The organism is Enterococcus gilvus ATCC BAA-350, assembly GCF_000407545.1.
Lineage (GTDB): Bacteria > Bacillota > Bacilli > Lactobacillales > Enterococcaceae > Enterococcus_A > Enterococcus_A gilvus.
This window is the reverse complement of record NZ_ASWH01000002.1, coordinates 428,986-451,465: the sequence shown is the minus strand read 5'-3', so window position 1 is coordinate 451,465 and position 22,480 is coordinate 428,986. Positions and strand designations below refer to the sequence as shown.

The following is a 22,480-nucleotide window of genomic DNA, read 5'->3' as shown; positions in this document are numbered from 1 at the left end:
AGTAAACTCCTAAATGATTAAATTGAAATGACTCTTTTGATTAATACGAACGACCTTCGCCACTGCTTAGAGCAGTATTAGTGATTTCATGTGGATTCTTGATCCGTTTGCGGAAAATATAGTACGACCAAGCCGTATATGCTAGGACAAATGGCAAGATCGTCAAAGAAATATAGGACATGATCTTCAACGTATACGGGCTAGATGAGGCATTTTGGATCAATAGATCATTGCCAGGGATCGAACTGATCAATAGCCGTGGGAACAATCCGCTGAACAACAATGCGACCAGCACGATCAATGTCAAACCGCTTGTAATAAAGGCGATCATTTCTTTGTTTCTAAAGACAGAAACATTTGCGATCACAGTAAGTACAACGATCAACGCTAGCAAGCCCAACGTCACGGCAAAATTATTTTGGAAGAAATCGGTTTTGATATACATCAATACCGCAAAAGCCACTAATCCAAAATAAAGCACGCCATAAAGCATTTGCGCATAATTCTTCGCGCGGTAACGAATCGGACCTTCTGTACGCAGCGCGATGTAATTCAAGCCGTGTAAGTAGCACAACAATGTCAGCGCTACGCCGCCTACGATCGAATAAAGATTGATGTAGTCTGTAAACGTCGCGGTCATGTTGCCATTCCCATCGATCGGCATCCCTTGAATCATACTGATAAACAAAACACCAAAGAAGAAGGGCACGATAAAGCTGCCAATACTCAATGTCCAATTCCATAGCTGTTTACGCTCTTTTGGCATATGACTGCGGAATTCAAAAGAAACGCCGCGAATGATCAGGCCAAAAAGAATGATAAACAAAATCAAGTAGTAGCCGCTGAAGAGTGACGCATACCAATAAGGGAAAGAAGCGAACATCGCCCCGCCCGCGGTTAACAGCCACACCTCATTGCCGTCCCAAACAGGTCCGATCGTTTCAACGATCTGGTCCTTCTCTCCTTCGTCGTGTGCCAATGATTGCACCGACATCCCGACACCAAAGTCAAAACCTTCAAAGAAGAAAAAGCCTGAAAACAAAATACCGATTAACACGAACCATAATAATTGTAAACTACTCATGTGTGAACGCCCCCTTATCAAAAGGATCAACAGAGCCAGTATCTTCATTCATTTGATCAAGACCAGGTCCTTTGTTCAATTCGCGTCTCACCAAATAGATCATCGTAACCGCTAATCCTGAGAATAATAAGAAGTAAATGATGTTTGAGATCAATAGCGAGGTGACCGACACATTAGGCGACACACTGTCTTCGATCGTAAACAAGCCATAGACAGTCCAAGGATAACGACCCAATTCCGTCACTAGCCAACCCGCTGTATTTGCTAGGAAAGGTGCGAAAGTACAAAGTCCCATCACCCAAAGCATCCAGCGCTTCTCATATAAAATAGGATTTTTCTTGCGGGTAAAGAACAAGCCCATGATGGATACTAACAGCATCAGCATTCCAAAGCCTGCCATGATCCGGAAATTCCAGAACAAGACATTGACTGGTGGGTAATAATTCCGATCCCCGTATTTTTTGACCAATTCTTTGTTGATGGTATCCATCCCTTTAATAGAACCAGAGGGTTTATTATAAGAAAGAATGCTCAACATGTACGGGATCTGTACGCCAAAGACCTGCTTGTGCTCCCGTTCGTTGTCCCAAGCGATCAACGTCCATGCGGCTGGATCCCCAGTATCCTCATAGGTACCTTCCATCGCCGCAAACTTCATTGGCTGACCTTCGATCAAAGCCTTCATTTGCGCGTCGCCCGCGCCTAAAACTAAGACCGAGCCAAACAATGTAATCACTAAACCAATACGCATCGATTTCATGAAAAACTCCCGCATTTTTTGGTCCTTGCGCTTCAATAATTGGAAAGCCGCAAGTCCCGCAGCAATCATTCCGCCCATCGTGATCGCAGCCGCGATGACGTGACCAAATTCATACCACACTTTAGGATTTCCAATCACAGCACCAAAATCAATCATCTCTGCTCGACCGTTACGAAGGGCATAGCCAACTGGATGCTGCATAAAACTATTTGCCGCTAAAATCCAGAAAGCAGATAACATCGAAGCTAGAGTAACTAACCAAATAAAGGTGACATGCATGAGAGGTTTTACCCGATCCCACGTGAAAATCCAGAGTCCCAAGAATGTGGACTCCAAAAAGAAGGCCAATAATGCCTCTACTGCTAATGGCGCGCCAAAAATATCTCCGACGAACCGTGAATAATCTGACCAGTTCATTCCAAATTGAAACTCTTGGATGATCCCGGTCACGACGCCTACCGCAAAACTTAATAGGAAAATGTTTCCCCAAAATTTCGCCAATTCACGGTATTTTTCATTTTTCGTTTTAACAAATAATGTTTCCATAATGGCAACAACTAATACCATCCCAATTGAGAACGGCACGAAAAAAAAGTGAAAAACCGTTGTCATGGCGAACTGAAAACGGGCCAACGTCACTATATCCATTTTAATTCCTCCCCTACTGTTGTGAATAACAAAACTAAAAATAAAATACCCTCTGGAATAACTATAGTCCTTAAGGAATAAATTGCCAAATGTTCAGCTTAAGCGCTTTTTATTGATGAAATTTGAGAAAAGAGGAAAATAACTATTTCAAAGAAAATTTACACAGACTTTTGGTCATAATAAGGCTATGTATTCGTTTTCCTTTTTAAGAATCTCACTAAAAAGCTATTTTTATAGCCAATTTCAGATGAGAAATTTGAGGGACAGGAATAATTCTTATTAAAAGAAAAAAATAAAAACGATCCCCGCTTCAGGGATCGATTTTGTTAAACTAGTCTTCGTCGTCGTCCAATTTCTTTTCTAAGCGCTTTTGCCCGTATTCCTCAATGGAGAATATGACCCCAATCATGACAGCAGTAAATACCAAGGATGAAAGAAAAGTAATCCCCAACACTGCTAAGAAATGACCATCAAAAATCCCAGTATACTTTTCGCCGTACATGGAATAATTTTTTACTCCATTGATTATTGAGATTACGATACTTATGCCGATAATCACTGCTGACCATACTTTTTTTCTCGTTTTCGGATTACTTGTCGTTCTGTAACCTGCAAAAGAACCTCTGATCGCCAGATAAAACGCCGACACGATTAAGACGATCAATTCTGTCATATACTCGGAGACCGGCTGATTCATGAGGTTTGCCTTAATAAAAATTGACAGCATTACCAACGTACTCACTAAAATGAACGCCTCACTTTGAAGCTGATTATTTAACTGCGTGATCCGTTCATCCCGGACTTTTTTATGCATTCTCATCTTATGATTCCTCCCAAAATAAATCGTTTAATGTTTTGTTGAGTGTTTTACAAATGGCGATACACAGCTTTAATGTCGGATTGTACCTTCCCGCTTCGATCAATCCGATGGTCTGTCTGGTCACACCAATGGCATTCGCCAAATCCTCTTGGCTCATGTCATTTTCCAATCTTGCGATCTTTATTCGCTTATTTTTCACTTTTCAACACAATCCTCCCTTTTCATTTCTACGATTTCATTGTAGCTTATAGCAGACACTTTGTAAACTATATATTGCATTTAGTTCAGTATACTTTACAACGGATAGAAAGAACCAAACTTCCGCCTAAAATTCTATGAACGCAAAAAACACCCGGCAATTGGTTGCTGGGTGTTGGTGCACGTTGATTGGTTACTTACTCCCTACCGCAATAGACTTCGAGATGCTGCGGCAGTACTTTGAATGACAAGGGCAGTTCAGGCCCTTCGTCGCCATCCACACTTGGGTGCAGGTCCGCGGATTCTTTTACTTCCAAACGGCCTTCAGTAAAGGGAGTGTACCCGATATTTTCTGTCGATTCATCGATACCTCTGATAATGTCCGGTACACTTTTCAGTCGATCGGCAATGCTCTGATCCTTCAAATACAGCAGGTATAATTTTCCGTCATTGTTTTTTGCTTCAGGAACGATGTGGGTAAAGCCGCCAATGGTCCGTGTCAAAACGATCACCACCGCGCTGCTGTCGATCTCGGTGCTCTCGCCATCAATTTCCAATACGAAATGATAGTTTTCATCGTTAAAGACTTCTTTGACGCCATTCACAAAGTAAGCCAATTTCCCAAATTTTGTCTTTTCTTCCACGTCTACGTCACTAATGGCTTTAGGAATACTTCCCACCGAAACGATATTCATAAAATAGTCGTCATTGAGCTTTCCAATGTCTAGCGCTGTTTTTCGCTTAGGGTCAAAAGAATCGATTGCCTCTTCAGGGTCCATCGGAATATTCAGCGAACGACCTAAATCATTCACCGTTCCTAACGGGAAAAAGCCGAATGTTGGACGATACGGCTGTTCCGCCAATCCGCTGATCGCTTCATTGACCGTGCCATCCCCGCCCATCGCAAAAACACTATCGACCTCTTCTTCTGCGGCTTTTCTGGAAAACGCCGTTGCGTCTCCCTCCTGCTCCGTTTCAAGAACTTCGACTTCCTCATAAAATTGCTGCAATTTCTGTTGGGCACGGTCTTTATATTTCTTAGCTTCTTCATTCCCAGAACTAGGATTGACAATCAAGACTGCTTTTTTCATTGTTCGTTTCTCCCCTTCCATCTATCTGGAAAATACTGCGTATCCGTTTTCTATTTTTTCAGTATAACAGGTACAGGTTGATTTCCAGCGGGAGACGACTTATCCATAGCGTCTCTGCATAGTAATCAAAGAACTTCCGTAGTAAATCAAAATCAATTTATGCTTTCTTATATCGGGTATTTTTGATAGGTATAGCTTTTTTCTGAATGAGTGATTTTATTCCAATTGATTTCCACTCGTTTGTCTTTAAACTTAATTGCCGAGAATTCATCTTTTTTTGAGTGAATGCTGTAATAACTAAATTTTTGAGGTCTTTTTCTAAAAAAAGGCTCCTGTTTTTCAACCATCCGCATTTCGCCGGAACGTGTCTCCACGAGTTCAACTCGCCGATTTTTCTTTGAGCCCACCCTGATGGTAATCAACTCGTTGGGTGCGTGTTCATAATCAATAAGAATCTCTTCGCTAGTCGCAGTCCAGCCAATGAAAAAAAGTTTGAGTGTCACTAATGCTACCACCAGTATTCCAACCAATACCGTCACTAAACTTTTAATGATCTGGCTTTTCTTTTTACTCGTCCTGATTTTTTGTGAATAGTCCTCCACCATCTCTGTATCCTCCTTCAATAAATGATCAAGAGAGCGGTCCAATACATCACTCAATTTCACGAGAACTTCAAGATCTGGATAATTCCGTCCCACCTCCCAATTTGAAATACTCGTTCTCGAAACATGGAGCAGATCAGCTAAATCTTGCTGCGTGAGTTTTCTTCTTTTACGCTCCGTCTTTAATCGATTTGAAAAATGAGTCATTTTCTCCCTCCCTTTCACTTACAGAATAAAGAAATCGTCAGATAATGAAAGCTTGTTTTTGTGGCAACAGAGCCAAAATCAGATGCCAGAATCTTTGACATTGGCTATTGGAACCTTTTATTCGCTATAAGCGCATCGTTAAAAGAACCTAAAGCCTCCTTTAAACATCATCATAGCGCTGTGACAATTTTTGTTTGTGGGCAGACATGATCTTTTGAAATGAAATTCCATATTTGTCTGCGAGAATAACTATGTTGTCCAGCACATCCCCTAATTCTTCTGTCAAATTCTCTAATTGTGTTGGAAAATCTGAGGATTCCTCATCTGGACGGTCTCTGCCAATTTCAATCGTTCGAATTGCGCGACTTACCTCACCCACTTCTTCTGCTAAAAAATTTGCTCGAATAAACGGATCATACTGGTACCAATTTCGTTTTTTATAAAATTCACTGATCCATGCTTGATACTCATTCAATTCCATCATGCTCCCCCTTTTGCGAACGTAAGTTCTGACTCTATGGTATACTAATTTACATGCAAAAGAAAGGGTTGAAAGAAATTGAATATTGTTGTTTATTGTGGCGCCAGCAGCGGGAGTGATCCTATCTATCAGCAGGCTGCCGAAAAACTTGGCGGATGGATCGCTGAACAAAAACATACATTAATATATGGAGGCGGAAAGGCTGGATTGATGGGGATCATCGCTGATTCAGTGATTGCCAAAAATGGTGAAGTGATCGGTGTCATTCCAACTTTTTTAAAGAACAGGGAATTGCCACACCCCAATCTGACAAAAATGTACACGGTCGATACTATGTCTGAAAGAAAACAAAAGATGTTGGATTTAGGTGATGCTTGTATTGCCCTTCCTGGCGGACCTGGTACTTTAGAAGAAATAACTGAGATGATCTCTTGGTCAAGAGTCGGTCAAAATCCCAACCCCTGTGTGCTATTTAACGAAAATGGCTTCTATGACCCATTAAAAGATCTGTACGATCATATGGTTAAAAGTGGCTTTCTTTCAACTCAAGACAGAGAAAAAACACTTTTTTCCAATTCACTCAATGAAATCAGTGAATTTATCCAAGAGTACACTCCGCCTGAAGTACGAACGTATTAACGATCAAAAGACAGTTAGGTGAAGTTGATCATCAACTATTTTTCACACAAAAAAACAAGGGGCTTTCAGATTTGTGAAAGTCCCTTATTTTGATTCAGTTGTTTTGATTCAGTCAATTAGTCATTCAAGTTGTAGCGTAATTTCATATGCTCTGAGCCTGAGATGACCATATCGCCAAATAATTTTGTTTGACGCTTGAAGGATTCATCCGCCAATTTTTCGTTGGCTGCTGCTAGGAAGCCTTGAACGTCTTTTTCACCTGCTGCTGCTTTGTCCGTTTCGTTTTGGATCACGTGATAAGCGGACATTGCTTCTAATTCAAAGGTGTTGCGGAAATCTACATAAAAGTCGTAATCTGTATCCCCAAGCAACGCAGTCGCACAGCTCAACCAATACATATTGTTCATATCAAAAGTTCCCGTCGCATCTTTGTAGCATGACGGTGTGTCGTTGACATTGGAGTAGAAAGGCACCACTGTATTGAAGGTATTTGCCCCATAAGCCAACCAATGAACCCCAGCGATTTCAGCTGGTACATTGTTGCGAATTTGCAAAATGTGGACGTTGTGGTTACGGTTGATCCCGATTGGACGTAATTTCGTTTTTTCCGTTTCAGTCCCATCACCGTAAGGGTCAAATTCTGTGTTTTCGAAGTGAGAACTCAAAACAAATTTTACGTCTTCGATCGAAATCTTACGGTTTGCCCGACAGATGAAGGGTAAATCTTGATCCATAACTTCTTGTTCTACGTCTGGTGTGAAATATTTTTGGCCATACCATGCCCGAGGATTGTTGTAAACCGTATCTTTAATAGAAGAGCTGCCGAAAATATGACGCAAGTTGTAGCCTTCAAAATCTGGATTCAACTGATTGTCATCGATCAATGCCTTTAAATCCTTTGAACACAAAGTATCTGTGGAATCAAAATCAAAGTGATCAATGTTCATTCTGTTTGGTGCAACGACGTAAGCATCATCTGGGATACGTACGGCTGCCCAATGATGACCACCGATCGTTTCCAACCACCATACTTCTTCTTTATCAGAAAAAGCGATACCGTTTGGTTCATAAGTGCCGTATTCCTCTAATAAAGAGCCCATCCGTTCCACGCCTTCTTTGGCGCTGTGGATGTATGGCAAGACCAATGTCACGATATCTTCTTCACCGATGCCGCCTTCAACATAAGGATCAAGTCCTTGGATTCGTGGATTTGTCGTGATTGTTTCTGTCGCAGACATGGCGATATTCTCGCTGTTGATCCCTGCTGCGGGCCAAATGCCGTTCGTTAAGATCGAGTTTGGCATAGATGTGTAACGCATTGGATTGTCAGGCAATTCAATCGTTACTCCGCTGATCACAGATTGATAAGATCTTGGTTGGTCTTCTGGTTGAACGACCACAAAACGTTGTGGGTCTAATGCTTCATGCCCATCATCGTTCCTTGAAATCATAGTTGAGCCATCGATCGATGCTTTCTTTCCGACTAAAATACTGGTACATGAACCTTTTACTCTCTTTGTCATACTTGAAACACTCTCCCTTTTCATGGTATCTCAAGTATAACGCTAATAAAAATAAACACCAAACGAAACCCTATTCAAAGATTTTCGCCACCAGTTCTCCTGTTTTTTCAGTTCCCTGTTCTTCTAATGAACGAACGATTTTTGAACCGATCACCACCCCATCACAGACTTCTTGGAAATTTTGTACCTGTTCCTTGTTCGAGATCCCGAAGCCCGCCAGCACAGGAATCGTACTAACAGCTTTGACGGTAGCCAAATGGTCCATCAGATCCTGGCGGAAGTATTGATCCGTTCCGGTGATGCCGTTGACTGTGACCGCGTAAATAAAGCCTTCCGCATCCTTTGTCAATTCCTCGATCCGCTCCTTTGGACTCGTCAAGGATACCAAAGTCAACAGAGCCATATCTCCTAGATCAGGAGCCACTAGATCCCGGTGTTCATAAGGCAAATCAGGAATGATAAAGCCTTGGACATCCGTCTCCTTTAACTCTTCTACCAACTCCTTGATACCATAATGGAAAAAAGAATTACTGTAGCCCATCAAGATCAGCGGGACACTTGAACGCATATTTTGCAGCTTCGCGATCAGCTTCTTTAAGGTTACTTGCTGAGCAAAAGCTCGTAGCCCAGCAGCTTGAATCGTTGGCCCATCTGCAACCGGATCGGAAAAGGGCACGCCCAATTCGATCGCCGCTGCGCCTTGTTCCGCCAGCATCTCGATTTCTTCTTCCAATTTATCCAATCCCTGTGCGCCAGCCATGATGTAGGGCACAAATAGTTTTTCCGTTTCTCCTCGGCTTTTTAACGTCTTAGTTAAAGGTTTCATTCTGCTGCCTCCATTCGTTCTTTGATTTGCTGGACGTCTTTGTCTCCACGACCAGAAAGATTCATCACAAGAATCTGTTCCTTACTCATCGTTGGTGCGACCTTCATAACTTGAGCCAACGCATGAGAACTTTCCAACGCCGGAATGATGCCTTCTAAACGTGACAAATAATGGAAGGCTTCCACCGCTTCCTCATCGTCGATCGCTGCATATTCCGCCCGACCAATAGTATGCAAGTAAGAATGTTCTGGCCCAATACCGGGATAATCCAACCCAGCCGAAATCGAGAAAGCCTCCAGCACTTGTCCGTCGTCGTCCTGCAGTAGATGCATCTTAGCCCCATGTAAAATGCCGACACTGCCTTTATTGATGGAAGCCGCATGCTCTTCCGTGTCCAAGCCGTGCCCTGAAGCCTCCACCCCCATCAAACGAACATCTTCGTCTTCAATAAACGGATAAAACATCCCCATCGCATTGCTGCCGCCGCCGACACAGGCGATCACTAAATCGGGCAAGCAGCCCTCTGCCTCCAGGATTTGTTTGCGAGTCTCGATTCCGATCACACTTTGATAGTCACGTACGATTTCGGGAAACGGATGCGGGCCTAAAACAGAGCCCATCACATAATGCGTATCCTCTACCGTCGCCACCCAATAACGCAGCGCCTCATTCACCGCGTCCTTCAAGGTCTTACTGCCAGAAGTGACGCTTTCCACCTTGGCACCTAACAGCTCCATCCGAAAAACATTCAAGGCTTGACGCTTCACATCGACTTCCCCCATGAAGATCGTGCACTCCATACCGAAAAGTGCCGCTGCGGTTGCTGTTGCCACACCATGCTGGCCCGCGCCTGTTTCAGCTACGACTTTGCGTTTGCCCATTCGTTTTGCCAGCAGCACCTGCCCAAGGGCGTTATTGATTTTGTGGGCTCCTGTATGATTCAAGTCTTCCCGTTTTAAATAAATCTTTGCGCCCCCCAGCTCACGAGTCAAGCGCTCCGCAAAGTAAAGAGGATTCTCACGGCCTACGTATTGCTTCAAATAATAATCCAGTTCTTCTTGAAAAGCGGGATCTTTTTTTGAAGACTCGTAGGTTTCCTCTAATTCCTTCACCGCGTACATCAAAGTTTCTGGAACAAACTTCCCGCCGTATTCACCGTAAAAACCTGCTTCATTGGGTTCTTGATACATCTAATCACTCCTGTTTTTATTTTTTTGTGGTTTATTTTTAGTTTCGTATTGTTCTTTTTACAGCGTCACAAAATTGCTGGATTTTAGCCAAGTCCTTTTCTCCTGCTGTCTCTACGCCGCTGGAGACATCCACGACACGCGGATGAAAATACTGAATGGCTTCACCCACATTTTCAGCAGTCAATCCTCCCGCTAGCCAAAGTTTTTCTTTCAGAAGATTTCGCTGATCAATTAATTGCCAATCAAATGTGCGGCCGTTCCCTCCCATCAGCTTGGCGGGCGGGGCATCCAATAAATAAAACGGATATTGCCCGTAAGTCATCGTCTCAGCTTCGTTACTGCTAAAGGCTCGAATGATCGGTCGAGACAGCTTCGTTATATTCGTTGGCCCGTGGATCTGGACCATGTCTAATCCCGCTTCCGCGATGATGTCCTCCACTACTTCGTTTGTCGGTGAAACAAATACACCAACCTTTTGAATTTCCTCTGGCAGATTTTGTGTTAATTTTCGAACCTGCTGCGGAGTGACTTGACGAGGACTCTCTGCAAAGACAAACCCTATATACGTTGCGCCGGCAGTTACCGCCGCCTCGATCGCAGCCGGAGTTTTTAACCCGCAGATTTTGATTTGAGTCATGTTCGTTTCACCCGCAATTCCGCGATTTTTTCTGCTGGATCACTTGCCCGCATCAGTGTTTCTCCTACGAGTATTCCATGATAGCTTTGGCTGACTTTTTCGACATCTTCTCTGTCTTTAAAACCAGATTCACTGATATAAACCGTTTCACCTTCCGGCTGAGCCAAATTAAGACTGGTTTGCACTGACACGTGGAAGGTTTTCAAATTACGGTTATTGATCCCGATAATTTTCGCTCCAATTGCCTGCGCCTGCTTCAATTCGTCTTCGTCGTGTACCTCGACCAACACTTCCAAACCGCGAGCCGTTGCTTCTTGATAAAGGGCGGCTAATTTGGTGGCGGACAAGGCGGCGACGATCAGCAGTACGATGCTCGCCCCAGCCTGTTTGGCCCGCTCAAGCTGGCGCACATCAATGATAAAATCCTTGCAAAGGATCGGCACATTCACTGCCTGAGCGACTGCCGCCAGATCTTCGATGTGTCCCTTGAAAAAGACAGGATCGGTCAATACTGAAATGGCGCTGACCCCTGCCGCTTCGTATGCTTTGGCCTGCTTCAAAATATCGACCTCTTCATTAATATCTCCCTTTGATGGCGAGGCACGTTTGATCTCGCCGATCACATGCATGGTTTCCGGCTGGTCTTTGACGGTTTGATAAAAGGAAGGCCGCGTCTTAACAGGCATTGGTTTTACAGAAGCTAGGTCCTCGACCTCCTGTTTTTTTTCCTTCAAAATCGTGGTTAAAAAATCCATTACGCCACCTCCTGTTGTTTCATGATCAATTGCTGCAGACGATCGTAGGCTGCTCCTGAGAGGATGGATTGCTCCGCCTCTTTGATTCCTTCTACCAATGTTTTTACCCGTCCGCTAGCTAAAAAGCCTAAGCCGGCATTCAGTAACACTGTCTCATAATAGGCAGAAGGAACGCCTCGCAAAACAGATAATAAAATATCTTTGTTTCTTTCAACCGAACCGCCGACGATTCCCTCCAGAGGGACCCGCTGAAAACCAGCTTCCTCAGGGTCAAAAGAAAATTCTTCCACCGCACCGTTTTGATACAGCGCGCAATGCGTCGCTCCTGCCAGATTCGCTTCATCCATTCCACCATGTCCATGAACAACGATGGCGCGTTTTCGCCCAAGCTGTCCCAAAGTTTTAGCCGTTTCCGTGAGGGCCTCCCCTGCGTAGGTCCCCATCAATTGATGTTCCAATGGGTACGGATTAATGATCGGTCCTAATAAATTAAAAATCGTGGGCGTCGCTAATTCTTTGCGAATGTGCATCACCGCCCCCATCGCTGGGTGTAAATTCGGTGCAAATAAGAAAGCAATGCCTGTTTCCTTCAATAAATAATCAATTTTCACGGGGCTGACTGTTAACGAAATCCCTAACGCCTCCAAGACATCCGCGCTGCCAGATTTACTGGAAATACTGCGGTTGCCATGCTTCGCCATCGGAATTCCTCCACCAGCCAAAACAAAAGCCGCTGTCGTACTAATATTGAAGCTGTGGGAATGATCGCCGCCGGTCCCACAGTTATCCATCACGCCGGAGGGGGCCGCCATCATGGGTGTCCCTTTCCCTTGCATGACTTGTGCTAAGCCTGTCAATTCAGCCGCCGCAACGCCTTTTACTTTCAGCCCTACCAACAATCCGCTGATCTGAGTATCGGTCAATTGCCGATCAAAAATGGCTTTGCCCACCTGCTGCATCTCACGAATGGATAAATCATTGCCGCGATATACTTTTTCAAATAATTCTTGCATTTAAATCCCTGCTTTCTGTAAAAATTGCGTAAGGTAACTGGCGCCGTCTTCTGTTCCGATCGATTCTGGATGGAATTGCAATCCGAAAACGGGATACCTTTTGTGACGGATCGCCATGATGCAGCCGTCCACTTTCTCTGTTACTTCTAAATCCTGCGGTACAGCTTCTGGATCGATCATTAGCGAATGGTAGCGCATGACTTGCCGCTCCCCTGAGACCCGTGATTGTTTTCCGTGCATGATCGTGGGTGCACCGATGATTTTTCCACCGAACACTTCACCGATGGCTTGATGTCCGAGACAAATGCCTAAGATCGGTTTTCTGCGATAAAAGCGGCGGATCAGCAGTTCGATTTTCCCCGCTTCTTCAGGCCTTCCCGGTCCTGGCGACAGGACGATCGCGGAAGCCTTCTCTGCGGTGCTTAATAATTCTGGATCATCGTTTCGTAAAATAGTTAAATCCTCTGGCAAAAGCTGGACCAGATTATACGTAAAGGAATCGTAATTATCGACAAGTAAAATCATTTTCTTACCTCCATCAATGCTTTGGCTTTTTGCAATGTTTCAAAATATTCACTCGTAGGATCAGAATCATAAACGATTCCTGCCCCGGCTTGCACATGCGCGTTGTTGTCTTTGATGACCATCGTGCGAATCGCAATGGCGAAATCCGCTTGATCCTCTACACCTAAAAATCCGACCGCTCCTGCATAGATCGAACGTTTGACTGTTTCAAATTGATAAATCCGAGTCATCGCTCGAATTTTTGGTGCGCCGCTGACGGTTCCGGCCGGCAGGGTCGCCTTCAGCGCGTCCATCGCGGTGCGTCCTGGCTGTAGCCTTCCTGCCACTACGGAGACAAGATGCATAACGAAGCGGTATCGCTCGATGGTCAAATAGGTCGGCACCGTCACAGAACCGCGAACCGCAACTTTTCCCAAATCATTTCTGCCAAGATCCACCAGCATCCGATGCTCCGCGATTTCTTTCGGATCGTTTTGCAGCTCGATTGCTAATGCTTCGTCCTCCTGTTCATCCGCCCCCCGTTTTCGCGTTCCCGCGATCGGGTTCGTCGTTACATTATCACCTTTGACTGTGACTAGGCTCTCCGGCGAGTTGCCAATCACCTGAACATCTGGAAAATCCAAATAGTAAAGATAGGCTGACGGACTGCTTTTTCTCAACTGGCGATAATAGTCAAAAGGCGCACTCGTGAATGCCGCCGACAATCGTTGCGAAGGTACGACTTGGAAGAGATCCCCCGCCACGATTCGTTTCTTCGCTTGCCTGACGATCGCCTCAAACTCGCCTTGAGAAAAGTTACTGGTAAATGTCAACGGAGGAAGATTCCCCTCTGGCAATTCGATTTCCTGTTGAAGCGTTTCTTCGAGATTTCCCATTCGCTCTTCTAATCGAGCTTCTGAATCTTCGCTGTAGCAGTTTCCGACCACCAAAGTAGTGATTTGCTTCTGCTTGTCATAAATTACGTAGGATTCATACAGATAAAATTGCAGGTCCGGTACATTCAGCTCATCTTTCGGTATCTCTCCGATGTCTTCGTAGCACGCAGCAACATCGTAACCAACATACCCTATTGCCCCGCCTTGGAAAGGAAGTTCCTCCTGACACTCCTCATCAATCAGAACCTGCTTTTCCAATTCCTTTAACGGATCGGTACACGAAATTTTGTCACCGTTGATGCGAAATTCTCCCGCTTGAAAAGTCAGCAGCTTGACTGGATCAAATGCGATGATCGCGTAATCCTGAACCTCAGATCTTCGTTCAAAGATACAGGTTCCACGACTCTTCAAGCGATAATAAATGGTGATTGGATCAAGCTTTTTATTAGATAACTGTTTAATTTTTTTCATCTTAAGGCTCCTTTATTTATTGATTTTTACTGTAAAATGTTTTTTGTTTACAACTAAGAGGTTCCTTTTCAAAAAAACGAAAAAGCAACTTTGATTCTCGTCACGCATACGATTTTTCTAATCACGCTAAAGCGTGAAGAAAAACTCGCAAAAAAGCCCTCAAACCAAAATAAACTTTGGTTTGAGGGCGCAAATAGCACGGTACCACCTCTTTTTACTGTTCGTAAACAGCAACTCTAATCGTCTAACAACGATCGTACTCTGTAACGGGAGCCCCCGTCATTCCCTACTGTAGTTCAAGAACGCGCCAACAAGTCCATTCACTAAGGAAAAAATGTTTCTTCTCATCAACCGAAACTTTCTGTGATTTTTTCTATCCTAGCTACTTCTCTTGTTTATGCTTTTGTTTTATTAAATTGATGCTTCTCTGAAGGACAAATTCATGCGCCTATCATTAACCTGAGGAAAAACTCTTTTCAAGGGTGGTCCTTTTTTTAAAAACAAAAAAGCCCTCAGACCAAATAAACTTGGTCTGAGGGCGGATAATCCACGGTGCCACCTCAAGGATATGCCAAACAAGGCATTTCTCAATCAGTCGTCTAACAACGACCTTACTCTATATCGGGAGTTCCCGGAAGTTCCTACTATACGTTCAAAACTTCGTCCAAAAGTCCATTCGCATAATTCTCCTTACTGATTCGCAGCACCATCAGCTCTCTGAAAAAGGATTCATTATGTTACTTCTCTTTTGTAAGACGCTTATTTCGTTGAATATTACGCGTTATCCTTCAACTTGTCAACCGTTTTTGACAACTATTTTTCTATGAGAGCCTAAAACTGTTCCCATTTTCGATATATTGCTAAAATAAATGTATTGGAGGCGAGTTCGATGAAAAACATGCACATTGGAACACTCACTTGGCTGCGCCATTTTTTATCTGGCAGTTACTTTAACCGTGGAAATGTCTGGCGCGTTTTCCCGGAGTTTTTTCAATCTGCGGAGGAGCAAACATACCTTGTTCCCGGCTTAAAAAAGGCCCGCTCAATCACGCGGGAAGGCGAAAAAGCAACGTGTTTAGATATGACACCGCAAGGACTGACGCTGACGGAAGACTATCTGCTGATCTCTGCTTATTGTCACACCCACGAACATCATTCTGTCATTTACGTAGTGGATCGCCGAAATGGCGCCAAGCTCAAGACGATCCTCCTGCCAGATCTGCCCCACGCAGGCGGTCTCGCCTATGATCCGATCCATCGCAAACTATGGGTCAGTAATACACTTGGAAAAAACGCGGCGGTTGCAGCAATCACTCTCGAAGCGATTCTCCAATATTCAGAAAAACAGGGCACGATTGCTTATGAACAAAAAGTCCCTTTGAAAGAACTGCCTCGCGCCTCTGCTTTGACCTATGACAATGGGTATTTAGTGGTTGCCTTGTTCGCCTTGAAGGAACGTGGAACTGTCGTGTGCTACCCAATCGATGACGAGGGAAATTTGACGCAGAAACCAAATGTTTCCAATCACTCACCGAACCTTGCACCCCTTGCTTCACCCTTTGGCTCGATGGCGATTCCGAAAAAAATTCAAGGCGTGACCTTTTATAAACAGTTCATGCTTCTTTCAAAGTCTTGGGGCAAGCAGCCTGGGCAAATTTTTATTTTTGATATTCATAAAACCACTGATTTCTCAGATATTTCCCAAGCCATAAAAATCATCGAGACGCCCCCTTATCTCGAACAGATTTATGTAGAAGGCAACACACTCTTCGCACTATTTGAGAGTGGCGCTGCCGCTTACCGCAAAAAAACCTCTTTTGTCGTCAAAGAGGTTTTGCAGCTAGATTTACTTTCACTTATTCGATAAGTGCACCCCACCTCTTCAAAACGGTTTGAAGAGGTGTCACGTGACTGTTCCTAAATAGAGGAAACCATCTGGAGCACCCGGTGCACCTTTCGTGATCCCAAAGTTGAAATTCTTTCCGCTCTCTTCAGTCGCTACAGCTAAATGACATAGAGCGATCCCCACATCCAAATCTGTCATTTTATACATGATCCCCGGCAATCCGTTGATTTTCTTCTGCCTGTATACAAATAGCACACCTGGTTTTGCAATAATATACCACGGCTGACCATTTAAACCAGAGGGCGCTAATCGAACCGCATCTAAGCGAGAATCCGTCCCTTCAGAGATTTCCTTCAGCGGCTTGCGGTCAAAATCCGTTAATGTTCGCTTCTCTTCCTTTTCTGGATACCCAAAGGCCATCCCAATGATAAAATTCGGCTCGGCTTCTTTCGGCTTCAGCATACCCAGCCAACGCGAAGCATACCCTTTGGAAAATAAATACAGATCCACATGCTGAAACAAAAATCCTGCACAGGTGTTTCTTAAAAATTGTTCCTTGCCATAAATCAAAAAATAATGAGGCGCCTTGGGAATACCCATCCCCTTGACTTCTTCTGGACCCACGATCTTATAGGTAATCTCCGCATCTGGCACTAAGGGAGGGATTGTTTGAATAAAGCTTTTGATATCAGCCAATGCCTCTCCTGATAGCGGCTGGTCCGTGAACTTACGTGTCGATTTTCGTGTGAAAATACTTGAATACAACGCCATAAAAAGCCTCCTTTTCCCGCTCGTTTCTTTCACTATAGGATACATCTCATTCCTTCGCAACAAAAAAAGCATCAGGGAAAAATCCCCGATACTTCCTAATCGACATATTTTGATTCTGTGTTATTCAACCATGCATAACCAAGTCCCATGACCAATCCGCCGCCGATAAAGTTTCCAATCAGCGTGAAGAATAGATTGTGGGCGACATTTCCAGCCGTCATCTCAGCGATCGTTCCATGAGAAGCAAAGTAAGCTAAAGAAAATGCTGGGAAGTTCGCGATGACGTGCTCAAAACCTAAAAAGGCAAAGATGAAGATGATGAAGATGATCGCCATGACCTTCGCTGCATCGTCTTTCATTCGCAGACTGACTAAAACGGCAGTGTTTACGACGATATTCGCAAACATCCCTTCTACTAAGATTTGACCAGTGGATTTTGTCAATTTAGACGCGATCCCAGTAAACATATAGTTGTCTGGTTCTAGGTGTCCAAAAGGAGCGGTCAATGACAACAGATAGCCGCATAAAACGCCGCCAATCAAATTGAACAAAATACACGTAAATAATAATTTCACCGCAAAAGAGACGGACATCATTTTCTTGTACACACCGATCGTGGTGTACAGCATATTCGACGTCCCTAATTCTGCATTCATAAATAGGATCATGACCAATGACCAGCTAAACATAAAGGCATACGCCATTTTTTCCAAACCAGGAATCGCTTCCTGCATTCGAATAGCGATATAAAAAGCAATAGCCGTTCCTAAAGCTAAAAAGAGACATGCTAGCATGGAACGTACTGCATAACGAGGCAAACTCGAATTAAACAAATCCATTTTTTTACTGATTGAATACTCCAACTGAGCCATCAAGTCTGAATGAGGCTTCACATGCTTTTCGTTTTCAGACGCAGGTGTTTCTTCAATTTCCATAAATAAATCCGATTTCATAAGGTTCCTTCCTTCTTGGCAAAAGCCATAATGTACAGGTATCATACAGGATTTACAAAATATTTTCAATGAAAAGTTGTAAAAAAATGTAATGTTGAGAAAAATTGCACAAGTTATTTATTTTTTTTAATAAAAACCGTATGATTGAGTAAAAGAATGGAGGAATGTTTCATGGCAAAGCAAACATTAAAAGCTGAAGTTGAATCACTCGGCGGCATGCGGCTGAAGTGCTCTTCTCGCGGATTTGAATTTATGATCGATGAACCAACCGGTGTCGGAGGAACAAACGAAGCGATGAATCCATTAGAGGCGCTGCTTTGTTCGTTGGGCGCCTGCAAAATGATGGTCGTTCGGTTCTTTTATCAAGCAAAACAGATCAACCTGCATTCAATGCGGATCGAGATTTTAGGTGAGATCGATTCGGACCGTTTAAAGGGCAAGCCGGATGTAAAGATCGGCTTTTCTAAAATCATTACCAATTATTACATTGATGCGGACAATACCGAGGAAGAGATCGAAGCACTGGTGGCCTTTATCGAAAAAACGTGTCCAGTCAAAGACACGATCGTCCATGCTCCAGAAATGGAGCTGCATATCAATCCCTAAACAAAAAGAAAGCCGAACGCTTGATTTCTTTCAATGTAGAAAGCAATCAAACAGTCGGTTTTCTTTTATTTATAGCGCTGCGAGTTTCATTGTCCCATTTTTATGCCAATTTTTCTTCTACTTTCGGGTCACTGCTCCCCTTTTTCGAGGCAAAGGAGAGAATGATTCCCAAGGCGATCGAACAAAAAGCAGCGACGATCACCCGAAGATTTTCTGGTAATAAAAACACGATCGTGTGTACAGGAATCCAGAAGAAGATCCCAACTTTTAACCAATTGAAGGTCACAAAGGACACCCAATCAATTTTCCCGATGATTTTTTTTAACGTCACTGGCTCGTTAGCCGCTGCTGATTCGATCCAAATGTCCATGACACGGTGGAAGGTATTCATCGCAGGGGCAAAGGTCAGATTCATGATACTGCTGCCGCAAAGGGCCTGGACGAAAGTCACTCCGGCAAAAGGAAGCAGTTTTCCTGCCTGTGCCGCGCCGGCACCACCCATAAAGACTGGAAAAACGAGTGTTACCATACAGCCGATGATTCCCCAAACGATCGCCCGGAATAAAACCTGCAGCGACAATTGATAGTTTCCCGAAGCGATCCGCTTGCCTAGGATATCCCCCATCGTCGCCAGTATCGCGAACTTGATAAAGCCGCCGATATAAGGATGAGCACTACTTGACGCTAAGATTGGATCTCTCGTCACAGGGATCACGAACAACGCCAGTAATCCAGCCAACAAAAGAACCCAGATGATGTCTCCTTTTTTCATAGTCTCCTCCTCCTATCATTTAGGCGGCTGGTATTCTTTGTCCATCACCACCACTGCTTTGATAACCTCGCCGCTAAGAGAATCCGCCTCTGCCTGATTGATATTCTCAAAATCATAGTATTTAATAAATTGGTCAAATGGAAATTCCCCGCGTTTGTAAAATTCGATCAGATTCGGTAAATGGTATTTAGCGATCGTATCTCCGATCAATACCCCGCGAACCTTTTTATTCCCGAAAACAAGATCAAAGAACGTATTCACTTCAAAGTTTTTCTGCGTAACCGCTAGTGGGACGAAGGTTCCAGAATTGCTGAGGGAGTGAAGCGCTTTGGTCATCACAGGTCCAACGCCTGTGGAGTCGATGACGTAATCCAACCCTTTTCCGTCGGTTAATCCCATAATGAATTCTTGCGGATCATTTTCTTTGCTGTTGAAAATATGACTGGCGCCTAATTCCTTCGCTTTTTCCAAACGACCATCATTGATGTCGATTGCCACGATCGGGTAGCAGCCTGCGATTTTCGCTGCCATGACCGCTGAGAAACCAACCGCTCCCGTTCCAAACACCGCGATTCCTTCACCGACCTTTGGTTGCAGGACACTCAGGACCGCACCGCTTCCTGTTCCTAATCCGCAGCCCAATGGTCCCAATAGGCGCAGATCCACGTCTTTATCTACCTTCACGATATTGGATTCCTCAGTCAAGCTATAGGTAGAGAAGGAGGATTGATTAAAGAAGTTGTTAACCTCTGTACCGTCTTCTGTGTGCAGCACAAATTCTCCCCGAGGATTTTTCCCTATATTGTTCACCGCAAACCATTTTTCACAAGAGGATGGGTGTCCTTCTACACAGTGCTTGCATTCCCCGCAATACGCGTAAGACAGAATCACGAGGTCGCCCGGTGCTACGGAAGTTACCGCATTTCCCACCTGCTCAACGATCCCTGCACCTTCGTGCCCCAAAACATTTGGAAAGTTGATGCTGTTTCCATTTCTTTCTCCGTAATCTGAACGACACAGTCCAGACGCGACGATTTTTACTAAAACGTCCTTCGACCCGACCTCGGCCAATTCTAGTTCGGTAATTTCATAGGGTGCACCCTTTTCCTTTACTAATGCTGCTTTGATTTTCATGTGTGTTGCCCCTTTCCCTGTTCATTTGTTTTTTTAACGAAATGTGTACACTTATTCTGTCCTTTTATTAAGACTGATCGTCTTAAACATCCGAGCTGGTAAATTGCTTCAATTCTTCCTGTCCTAAGACGACCCGTTCTGCTCCTTTTGACAGAGCAATCATTTCATGTTCCCCAGGAACAGTGATGATCGGCGCAATGAAGCCTACCCGTTTCGTTAGTTCAGAAACGACCATTTTTGAGTAAGCGACACCGCCGGTCAAAGCGATGCGATCCACTTGTCCGTTTGTCACGGTTGCCAGGCTCCCGATTCCTTTGGCAATTTGATAAATGTATCCTTCATAGACCGTCTTCAGCTCTTCATCGCCAGCCGCCACGCGTTCTTCGATTTTTTTGGCGTTGCTCGTCCCTGCGTAGGACTTCAAGCCGCCTTCTCGTTTGTAGATCCGCATCATTTCTTCCAATGAATGCTCGTAGCACATGGGCATCACGTACTTCAATGGCAATCCGCCCGTACGTTCTGTTGAAAACGGCCCTTCATCATCAGAGATCAAGTCGATCATCTTGCCTTTATGATGAATACTGATGGTATTTCCTCCACCTAAGTGAGCGACGATCACCGTCGCTGTTTGATAATCCAATCCTTCTTCTCGTGCAACCTTCATCGCCACCGCCCGCATATTCAAAGCGTGACCGATACTCTTGCGTTCGATCCCCTTCAATCCAGAAATACGAGCCACATCCTCAAATTCATCTACTGACACCGGATCATAGATCAAGGCGAGCGTTTTTTCATTTCCCTGTTCTTTGATTTCGTTTGCTAGAATCGCCCCTAAATTTGAAGGATGCTCGATCTTCGTGACCCTTCTTAAATAGTCGATCATCTCTGCATTGACTTCATATGCCCCAGAAGAAACCGGCGGCAAACTCCCTCCGCGTCCAGCTACAGCGTCTAATTCTTTAGGATCAATGCCCTCCTCCTTCATAAAGGCTAATAATATATCTCGACGAAATTCCATTTGATCGACGACCTTTTGAAATTTTCTTAGTTCTTCTGTTGAATGAGAAATGCCCTGTTCCTTGATGATTTCTCCATCCACATAATAGGAAACTTTCGTAGAGGTCGATCCAGGATTGATTGCTAAAATTTTCATTTGTCATCCCCTCTTGCTGCAATACATAGCGACTAAAATTGAGTAGACCTTCTCCTCTTCCGTTGACCCGCGTGACACCATGACGATCGGCACGCTGGCGCCCATAATCAGGCCAGCCATTTTGGCACCCGCCAAAACAGTGAGACTTTTGCCTAAAACATTCATCGTAGTGATATCTGGGCCTACGACGATATCCGCATCGCCTGCAACAGAACTTTCATAATGCTTGATCGCCGCCACCTCTTTGCTCAAAGCCAAGTCCAACGAAATCGGGCCATCGATCCAGCAGCTTTCTGGTGCTTCAGACTGTATTTCCCGCATGATTTCTTCGGCTTCTACCGACGACGAAATTTTCGGATTCACTGTTTCCGCCGCAGCTAAAAGGCCTACTTTTGGTTTGGCAACGCCGATCTTATTCATGACTTCGATTCCGTGGGCGATCAGTGTCTTTTTCTCTTCTTTACTTGGTGCGGTGACCATCCCGCCGTCTGTTGTCAGTAATAATTTATGGTAGGCAGGAATTTCATTCAATGCTACATGGCTCAATAAGCCGCTGGCAGCAATGCCCTTTTCACGATCCACTACAGCTCTTAAAAAGGTCCGCGTTTGAAGATGGCCCTTCATCAAAAAGTCGATCTCGCCCGCTCGTACCATTTCTACCCCTATCGCGGCACATTTTTCCTCCGTCTCCGCCGCAACGATCCGTGCAGAAAACGCATTTTGGGTGACGATTTCGAGTATTTTTGCCTCGTCTCCAATCAAGACCGGCTCCAAGTAGTCTCGAACCTTTTCATGAAAGACAGATTGAATCGTCACCTCGTCGTTAGCACAAACCACACCGATGCGAATCTTCTCCTTACTAGAAAAATTTGCGAGCAACGCATCAAATTTCTGCATCGT

24 protein-coding genes and 2 other annotated features are annotated in these 22,480 nt (G+C 44.3%); of the genes, 3 read left to right on the top strand and 21 right to left on the bottom strand.

Features of this window, described 5'->3' with window-relative positions; all coding sequences use genetic code 11:
• Positions 1 to 40 precede the first annotated feature (40 nt).
• The 7 genes from cydB to I592_RS17235 form a co-directional block, all read right to left on the bottom strand.
• Positions 41 to 1,084: a cytochrome d ubiquinol oxidase subunit II gene (gene cydB, locus I592_RS17265; RefSeq protein ID WP_010779291.1), complete on the bottom strand. Its 1,044-nt coding sequence runs from the start codon at positions 1,082 to 1,084 to the stop codon at positions 41 to 43.
• Positions 1,077 to 2,492, bottom strand: coding sequence for a cytochrome ubiquinol oxidase subunit I (locus I592_RS17260; RefSeq protein WP_010779292.1), 1,416 nt, complete (start codon positions 2,490 to 2,492; stop codon positions 1,077 to 1,079). The genes cydB and I592_RS17260 overlap by 8 nt, the downstream gene beginning before the upstream one ends.
• A 331-nt stretch (positions 2,493 to 2,823) precedes the next feature.
• Positions 2,824 to 3,312, bottom strand: coding sequence for a DUF6773 family protein (locus I592_RS17255; RefSeq protein ID WP_010779293.1), 489 nt, complete (start codon positions 3,310 to 3,312; stop codon positions 2,824 to 2,826).
• Position 3,313: 1 nt separating this feature from the next.
• Entirely contained in the window at positions 3,314 to 3,511 is a 198-nt protein-coding gene (locus I592_RS17250) for a helix-turn-helix transcriptional regulator (RefSeq protein WP_010779294.1), read from the bottom strand.
• A gap of 196 nt (positions 3,512 to 3,707) precedes the next feature.
• Positions 3,708 to 4,601, bottom strand: a complete 894-nt coding sequence (locus tag I592_RS17245; RefSeq protein WP_010779295.1) for a diacylglycerol/lipid kinase family protein — start codon at positions 4,599 to 4,601, stop codon at positions 3,708 to 3,710.
• A gap of 167 nt (positions 4,602 to 4,768) precedes the next feature.
• Entirely contained in the window at positions 4,769 to 5,410 is a 642-nt protein-coding gene (locus I592_RS20825; protein ID WP_010779296.1) for a helix-turn-helix domain-containing protein, read from the bottom strand.
• A gap of 160 nt (positions 5,411 to 5,570) precedes the next feature.
• Complete coding sequence (locus I592_RS17235; protein ID WP_010779297.1) at positions 5,571 to 5,891, bottom strand: MazG nucleotide pyrophosphohydrolase domain-containing protein; 321 nt, start codon at positions 5,889 to 5,891, stop codon at positions 5,571 to 5,573.
• Positions 5,892 to 5,969: 78 nt separating this feature from the next.
• Between I592_RS17235 and I592_RS17230 the strand changes: the two genes are divergently transcribed.
• Complete coding sequence (locus tag I592_RS17230) at positions 5,970 to 6,530, top strand: LOG family protein (protein WP_010779298.1); 561 nt, start codon at positions 5,970 to 5,972, stop codon at positions 6,528 to 6,530.
• 116 nt (positions 6,531 to 6,646) lie between these two features.
• Here I592_RS17230 and I592_RS17225 read toward each other — a convergent pair whose 3' ends face one another.
• The 8 genes from I592_RS17225 to trpE all read right to left on the bottom strand — a co-directional run bounded on the left by I592_RS17225 (position 6,647) and on the right by trpE (position 14,345).
• Positions 6,647 to 8,053, bottom strand: a complete 1,407-nt coding sequence (locus tag I592_RS17225) for a C69 family dipeptidase (protein WP_010779299.1) — start codon at positions 8,051 to 8,053, stop codon at positions 6,647 to 6,649.
• 70 nt (positions 8,054 to 8,123) lie between these two features.
• Positions 8,124 to 8,879 (bottom strand): tryptophan synthase subunit alpha, encoded by a 756-nt coding sequence (gene trpA / locus I592_RS17220; protein ID WP_010779300.1) that lies wholly within the window; start codon positions 8,877 to 8,879, stop codon positions 8,124 to 8,126.
• Positions 8,876 to 10,069: a tryptophan synthase subunit beta gene (gene trpB, locus I592_RS17215; protein WP_010779301.1), complete on the bottom strand. Its 1,194-nt coding sequence runs from the start codon at positions 10,067 to 10,069 to the stop codon at positions 8,876 to 8,878. The genes trpA and trpB overlap by 4 nt, the downstream gene beginning before the upstream one ends.
• A gap of 37 nt (positions 10,070 to 10,106) precedes the next feature.
• Positions 10,107 to 10,706 carry a phosphoribosylanthranilate isomerase gene (locus I592_RS17210; protein WP_010779302.1) on the bottom strand — a complete coding sequence of 200 codons (600 nt, stop codon included), beginning with the start codon at positions 10,704 to 10,706 and terminating at the stop codon, positions 10,107 to 10,109.
• A complete protein-coding gene (gene trpC / locus I592_RS17205) occupies positions 10,703 to 11,461 on the bottom strand; it encodes an indole-3-glycerol phosphate synthase TrpC (RefSeq protein ID WP_010779303.1) in 759 nt (252 codons plus the stop codon). Before trpC ends, I592_RS17210 begins: the two co-directional genes overlap by 4 nt.
• On the bottom strand, positions 11,461 to 12,474 hold the full coding sequence (gene trpD / locus I592_RS17200) for an anthranilate phosphoribosyltransferase (RefSeq protein WP_010779304.1): 1,014 nt from the start codon (positions 12,472 to 12,474) through the stop codon (positions 11,461 to 11,463). Before trpD ends, trpC begins: the two co-directional genes overlap by 1 nt.
• Positions 12,475 to 12,999 carry an anthranilate synthase component II gene (locus I592_RS17195; RefSeq protein WP_010779305.1) on the bottom strand — a complete coding sequence of 175 codons (525 nt, stop codon included), beginning with the start codon at positions 12,997 to 12,999 and terminating at the stop codon, positions 12,475 to 12,477.
• On the bottom strand, positions 12,996 to 14,345 hold the full coding sequence (gene trpE, locus I592_RS17190; protein ID WP_010779306.1) for an anthranilate synthase component I: 1,350 nt from the start codon (positions 14,343 to 14,345) through the stop codon (positions 12,996 to 12,998). Before trpE ends, I592_RS17195 begins: the two co-directional genes overlap by 4 nt.
• 180 nt (positions 14,346 to 14,525) lie before the next feature.
• Positions 14,526 to 14,752 (bottom strand) — a binding site (T-box leader).
• Positions 14,753 to 14,876: 124 nt separating this feature from the next.
• Positions 14,877 to 15,108 (bottom strand) — a binding site (T-box leader).
• Positions 15,109 to 15,234: 126 nt separating this feature from the next.
• Here trpE and I592_RS17185 point away from each other — a divergent pair.
• The gene (locus I592_RS17185) at positions 15,235 to 16,212 is read left to right on the top strand and encodes a YncE family protein (protein WP_010779307.1); all 978 of its coding nucleotides are present in this window, start codon (positions 15,235 to 15,237) and stop codon (positions 16,210 to 16,212) included.
• Positions 16,213 to 16,248: 36 nt separating this feature from the next.
• Here the strand turns inward: I592_RS17185 and I592_RS17180 are convergent, their stop codons facing one another.
• Positions 16,249 to 16,962 (bottom strand): nitroreductase family protein, encoded by a 714-nt coding sequence (locus tag I592_RS17180; protein WP_010779308.1) that lies wholly within the window; start codon positions 16,960 to 16,962, stop codon positions 16,249 to 16,251.
• A gap of 95 nt (positions 16,963 to 17,057) precedes the next feature.
• The gene (locus I592_RS17175) at positions 17,058 to 17,915 is read right to left on the bottom strand and encodes a formate/nitrite transporter family protein (RefSeq protein ID WP_010779309.1); all 858 of its coding nucleotides are present in this window, start codon (positions 17,913 to 17,915) and stop codon (positions 17,058 to 17,060) included.
• A gap of 171 nt (positions 17,916 to 18,086) precedes the next feature.
• Between I592_RS17175 and I592_RS17170 the strand changes: the two genes are divergently transcribed.
• Complete coding sequence (locus I592_RS17170; RefSeq protein ID WP_010779310.1) at positions 18,087 to 18,521, top strand: OsmC family protein; 435 nt, start codon at positions 18,087 to 18,089, stop codon at positions 18,519 to 18,521.
• A 100-nt stretch (positions 18,522 to 18,621) separates the two neighbouring features.
• Here the strand turns inward: I592_RS17170 and I592_RS17165 are convergent, their stop codons facing one another.
• From I592_RS17165 to I592_RS17150, 4 genes are all read right to left on the bottom strand, one after another.
• Positions 18,622 to 19,293 carry an Mpv17/PMP22 family protein gene (locus I592_RS17165; protein ID WP_010779311.1) on the bottom strand — a complete coding sequence of 224 codons (672 nt, stop codon included), beginning with the start codon at positions 19,291 to 19,293 and terminating at the stop codon, positions 18,622 to 18,624.
• Positions 19,294 to 19,308: 15 nt separating this feature from the next.
• On the bottom strand, positions 19,309 to 20,427 hold the full coding sequence (locus tag I592_RS17160; RefSeq protein ID WP_010779312.1) for an NAD(P)-dependent alcohol dehydrogenase: 1,119 nt from the start codon (positions 20,425 to 20,427) through the stop codon (positions 19,309 to 19,311).
• A gap of 82 nt (positions 20,428 to 20,509) precedes the next feature.
• Complete coding sequence (gene buk / locus I592_RS17155) at positions 20,510 to 21,580, bottom strand: butyrate kinase (RefSeq protein WP_010779313.1); 1,071 nt, start codon at positions 21,578 to 21,580, stop codon at positions 20,510 to 20,512.
• A 3-nt stretch (positions 21,581 to 21,583) separates the two neighbouring features.
• On the bottom strand, positions 21,584 to 22,477 hold the full coding sequence (locus I592_RS17150; protein ID WP_010779314.1) for a phosphate acyltransferase: 894 nt from the start codon (positions 22,475 to 22,477) through the stop codon (positions 21,584 to 21,586).
• Positions 22,478 to 22,480: the final 3 nt, after the last annotated feature.

Coding starts and splice junctions, on each gene's coding strand:
- cydB (WP_010779291.1), bottom strand. CDS start 1,084: ATGAGTAGTTTACAATTATTATGGTTCGTGTTAATCGGTATTTTGTTT.
- I592_RS17260 (WP_010779292.1), bottom strand. CDS start 2,492: ATGGATATAGTGACGTTGGCCCGTTTTCAGTTCGCCATGACAACGGTT.
- I592_RS17255 (WP_010779293.1), bottom strand. CDS start 3,312: ATGAGAATGCATAAAAAAGTCCGGGATGAACGGATCACGCAGTTAAAT.
- I592_RS17245 (WP_010779295.1), bottom strand. CDS start 4,601: ATGAAAAAAGCAGTCTTGATTGTCAATCCTAGTTCTGGGAATGAAGAA.
- I592_RS20825 (WP_010779296.1), bottom strand. CDS start 5,410: ATGACTCATTTTTCAAATCGATTAAAGACGGAGCGTAAAAGAAGAAAA.
- I592_RS17235 (WP_010779297.1), bottom strand. CDS start 5,891: ATGGAATTGAATGAGTATCAAGCATGGATCAGTGAATTTTATAAAAAA.
- I592_RS17225 (WP_010779299.1), bottom strand. CDS start 8,053: ATGACAAAGAGAGTAAAAGGTTCATGTACCAGTATTTTAGTCGGAAAG.
- trpA (WP_010779300.1), bottom strand. CDS start 8,879: ATGAAACCTTTAACTAAGACGTTAAAAAGCCGAGGAGAAACGGAAAAA.
- trpB (WP_010779301.1), bottom strand. CDS start 10,069: ATGTATCAAGAACCCAATGAAGCAGGTTTTTACGGTGAATACGGCGGG.
- I592_RS17210 (WP_010779302.1), bottom strand. CDS start 10,706: ATGACTCAAATCAAAATCTGCGGGTTAAAAACTCCGGCTGCGATCGAG.
- trpC (WP_010779303.1), bottom strand. CDS start 11,461: ATGGATTTTTTAACCACGATTTTGAAGGAAAAAAAACAGGAGGTCGAG.
- trpD (WP_010779304.1), bottom strand. CDS start 12,474: ATGCAAGAATTATTTGAAAAAGTATATCGCGGCAATGATTTATCCATT.
- I592_RS17195 (WP_010779305.1), bottom strand. CDS start 12,999: ATGATTTTACTTGTCGATAATTACGATTCCTTTACGTATAATCTGGTC.
- trpE (WP_010779306.1), bottom strand. CDS start 14,345: ATGAAAAAAATTAAACAGTTATCTAATAAAAAGCTTGATCCAATCACC.
- I592_RS17185 (WP_010779307.1), top strand. CDS start 15,235: ATGAAAAACATGCACATTGGAACACTCACTTGGCTGCGCCATTTTTTA.
- I592_RS17180 (WP_010779308.1), bottom strand. CDS start 16,962: ATGGCGTTGTATTCAAGTATTTTCACACGAAAATCGACACGTAAGTTC.
- I592_RS17175 (WP_010779309.1), bottom strand. CDS start 17,915: ATGAAATCGGATTTATTTATGGAAATTGAAGAAACACCTGCGTCTGAA.
- I592_RS17170 (WP_010779310.1), top strand. CDS start 18,087: ATGGCAAAGCAAACATTAAAAGCTGAAGTTGAATCACTCGGCGGCATG.
- I592_RS17165 (WP_010779311.1), bottom strand. CDS start 19,293: ATGAAAAAAGGAGACATCATCTGGGTTCTTTTGTTGGCTGGATTACTG.
- I592_RS17160 (WP_010779312.1), bottom strand. CDS start 20,427: ATGAAAATCAAAGCAGCATTAGTAAAGGAAAAGGGTGCACCCTATGAA.
- buk (WP_010779313.1), bottom strand. CDS start 21,580: ATGAAAATTTTAGCAATCAATCCTGGATCGACCTCTACGAAAGTTTCC.
- I592_RS17150 (WP_010779314.1), bottom strand. CDS start 22,477: ATGCAGAAATTTGATGCGTTGCTCGCAAATTTTTCTAGTAAGGAGAAG.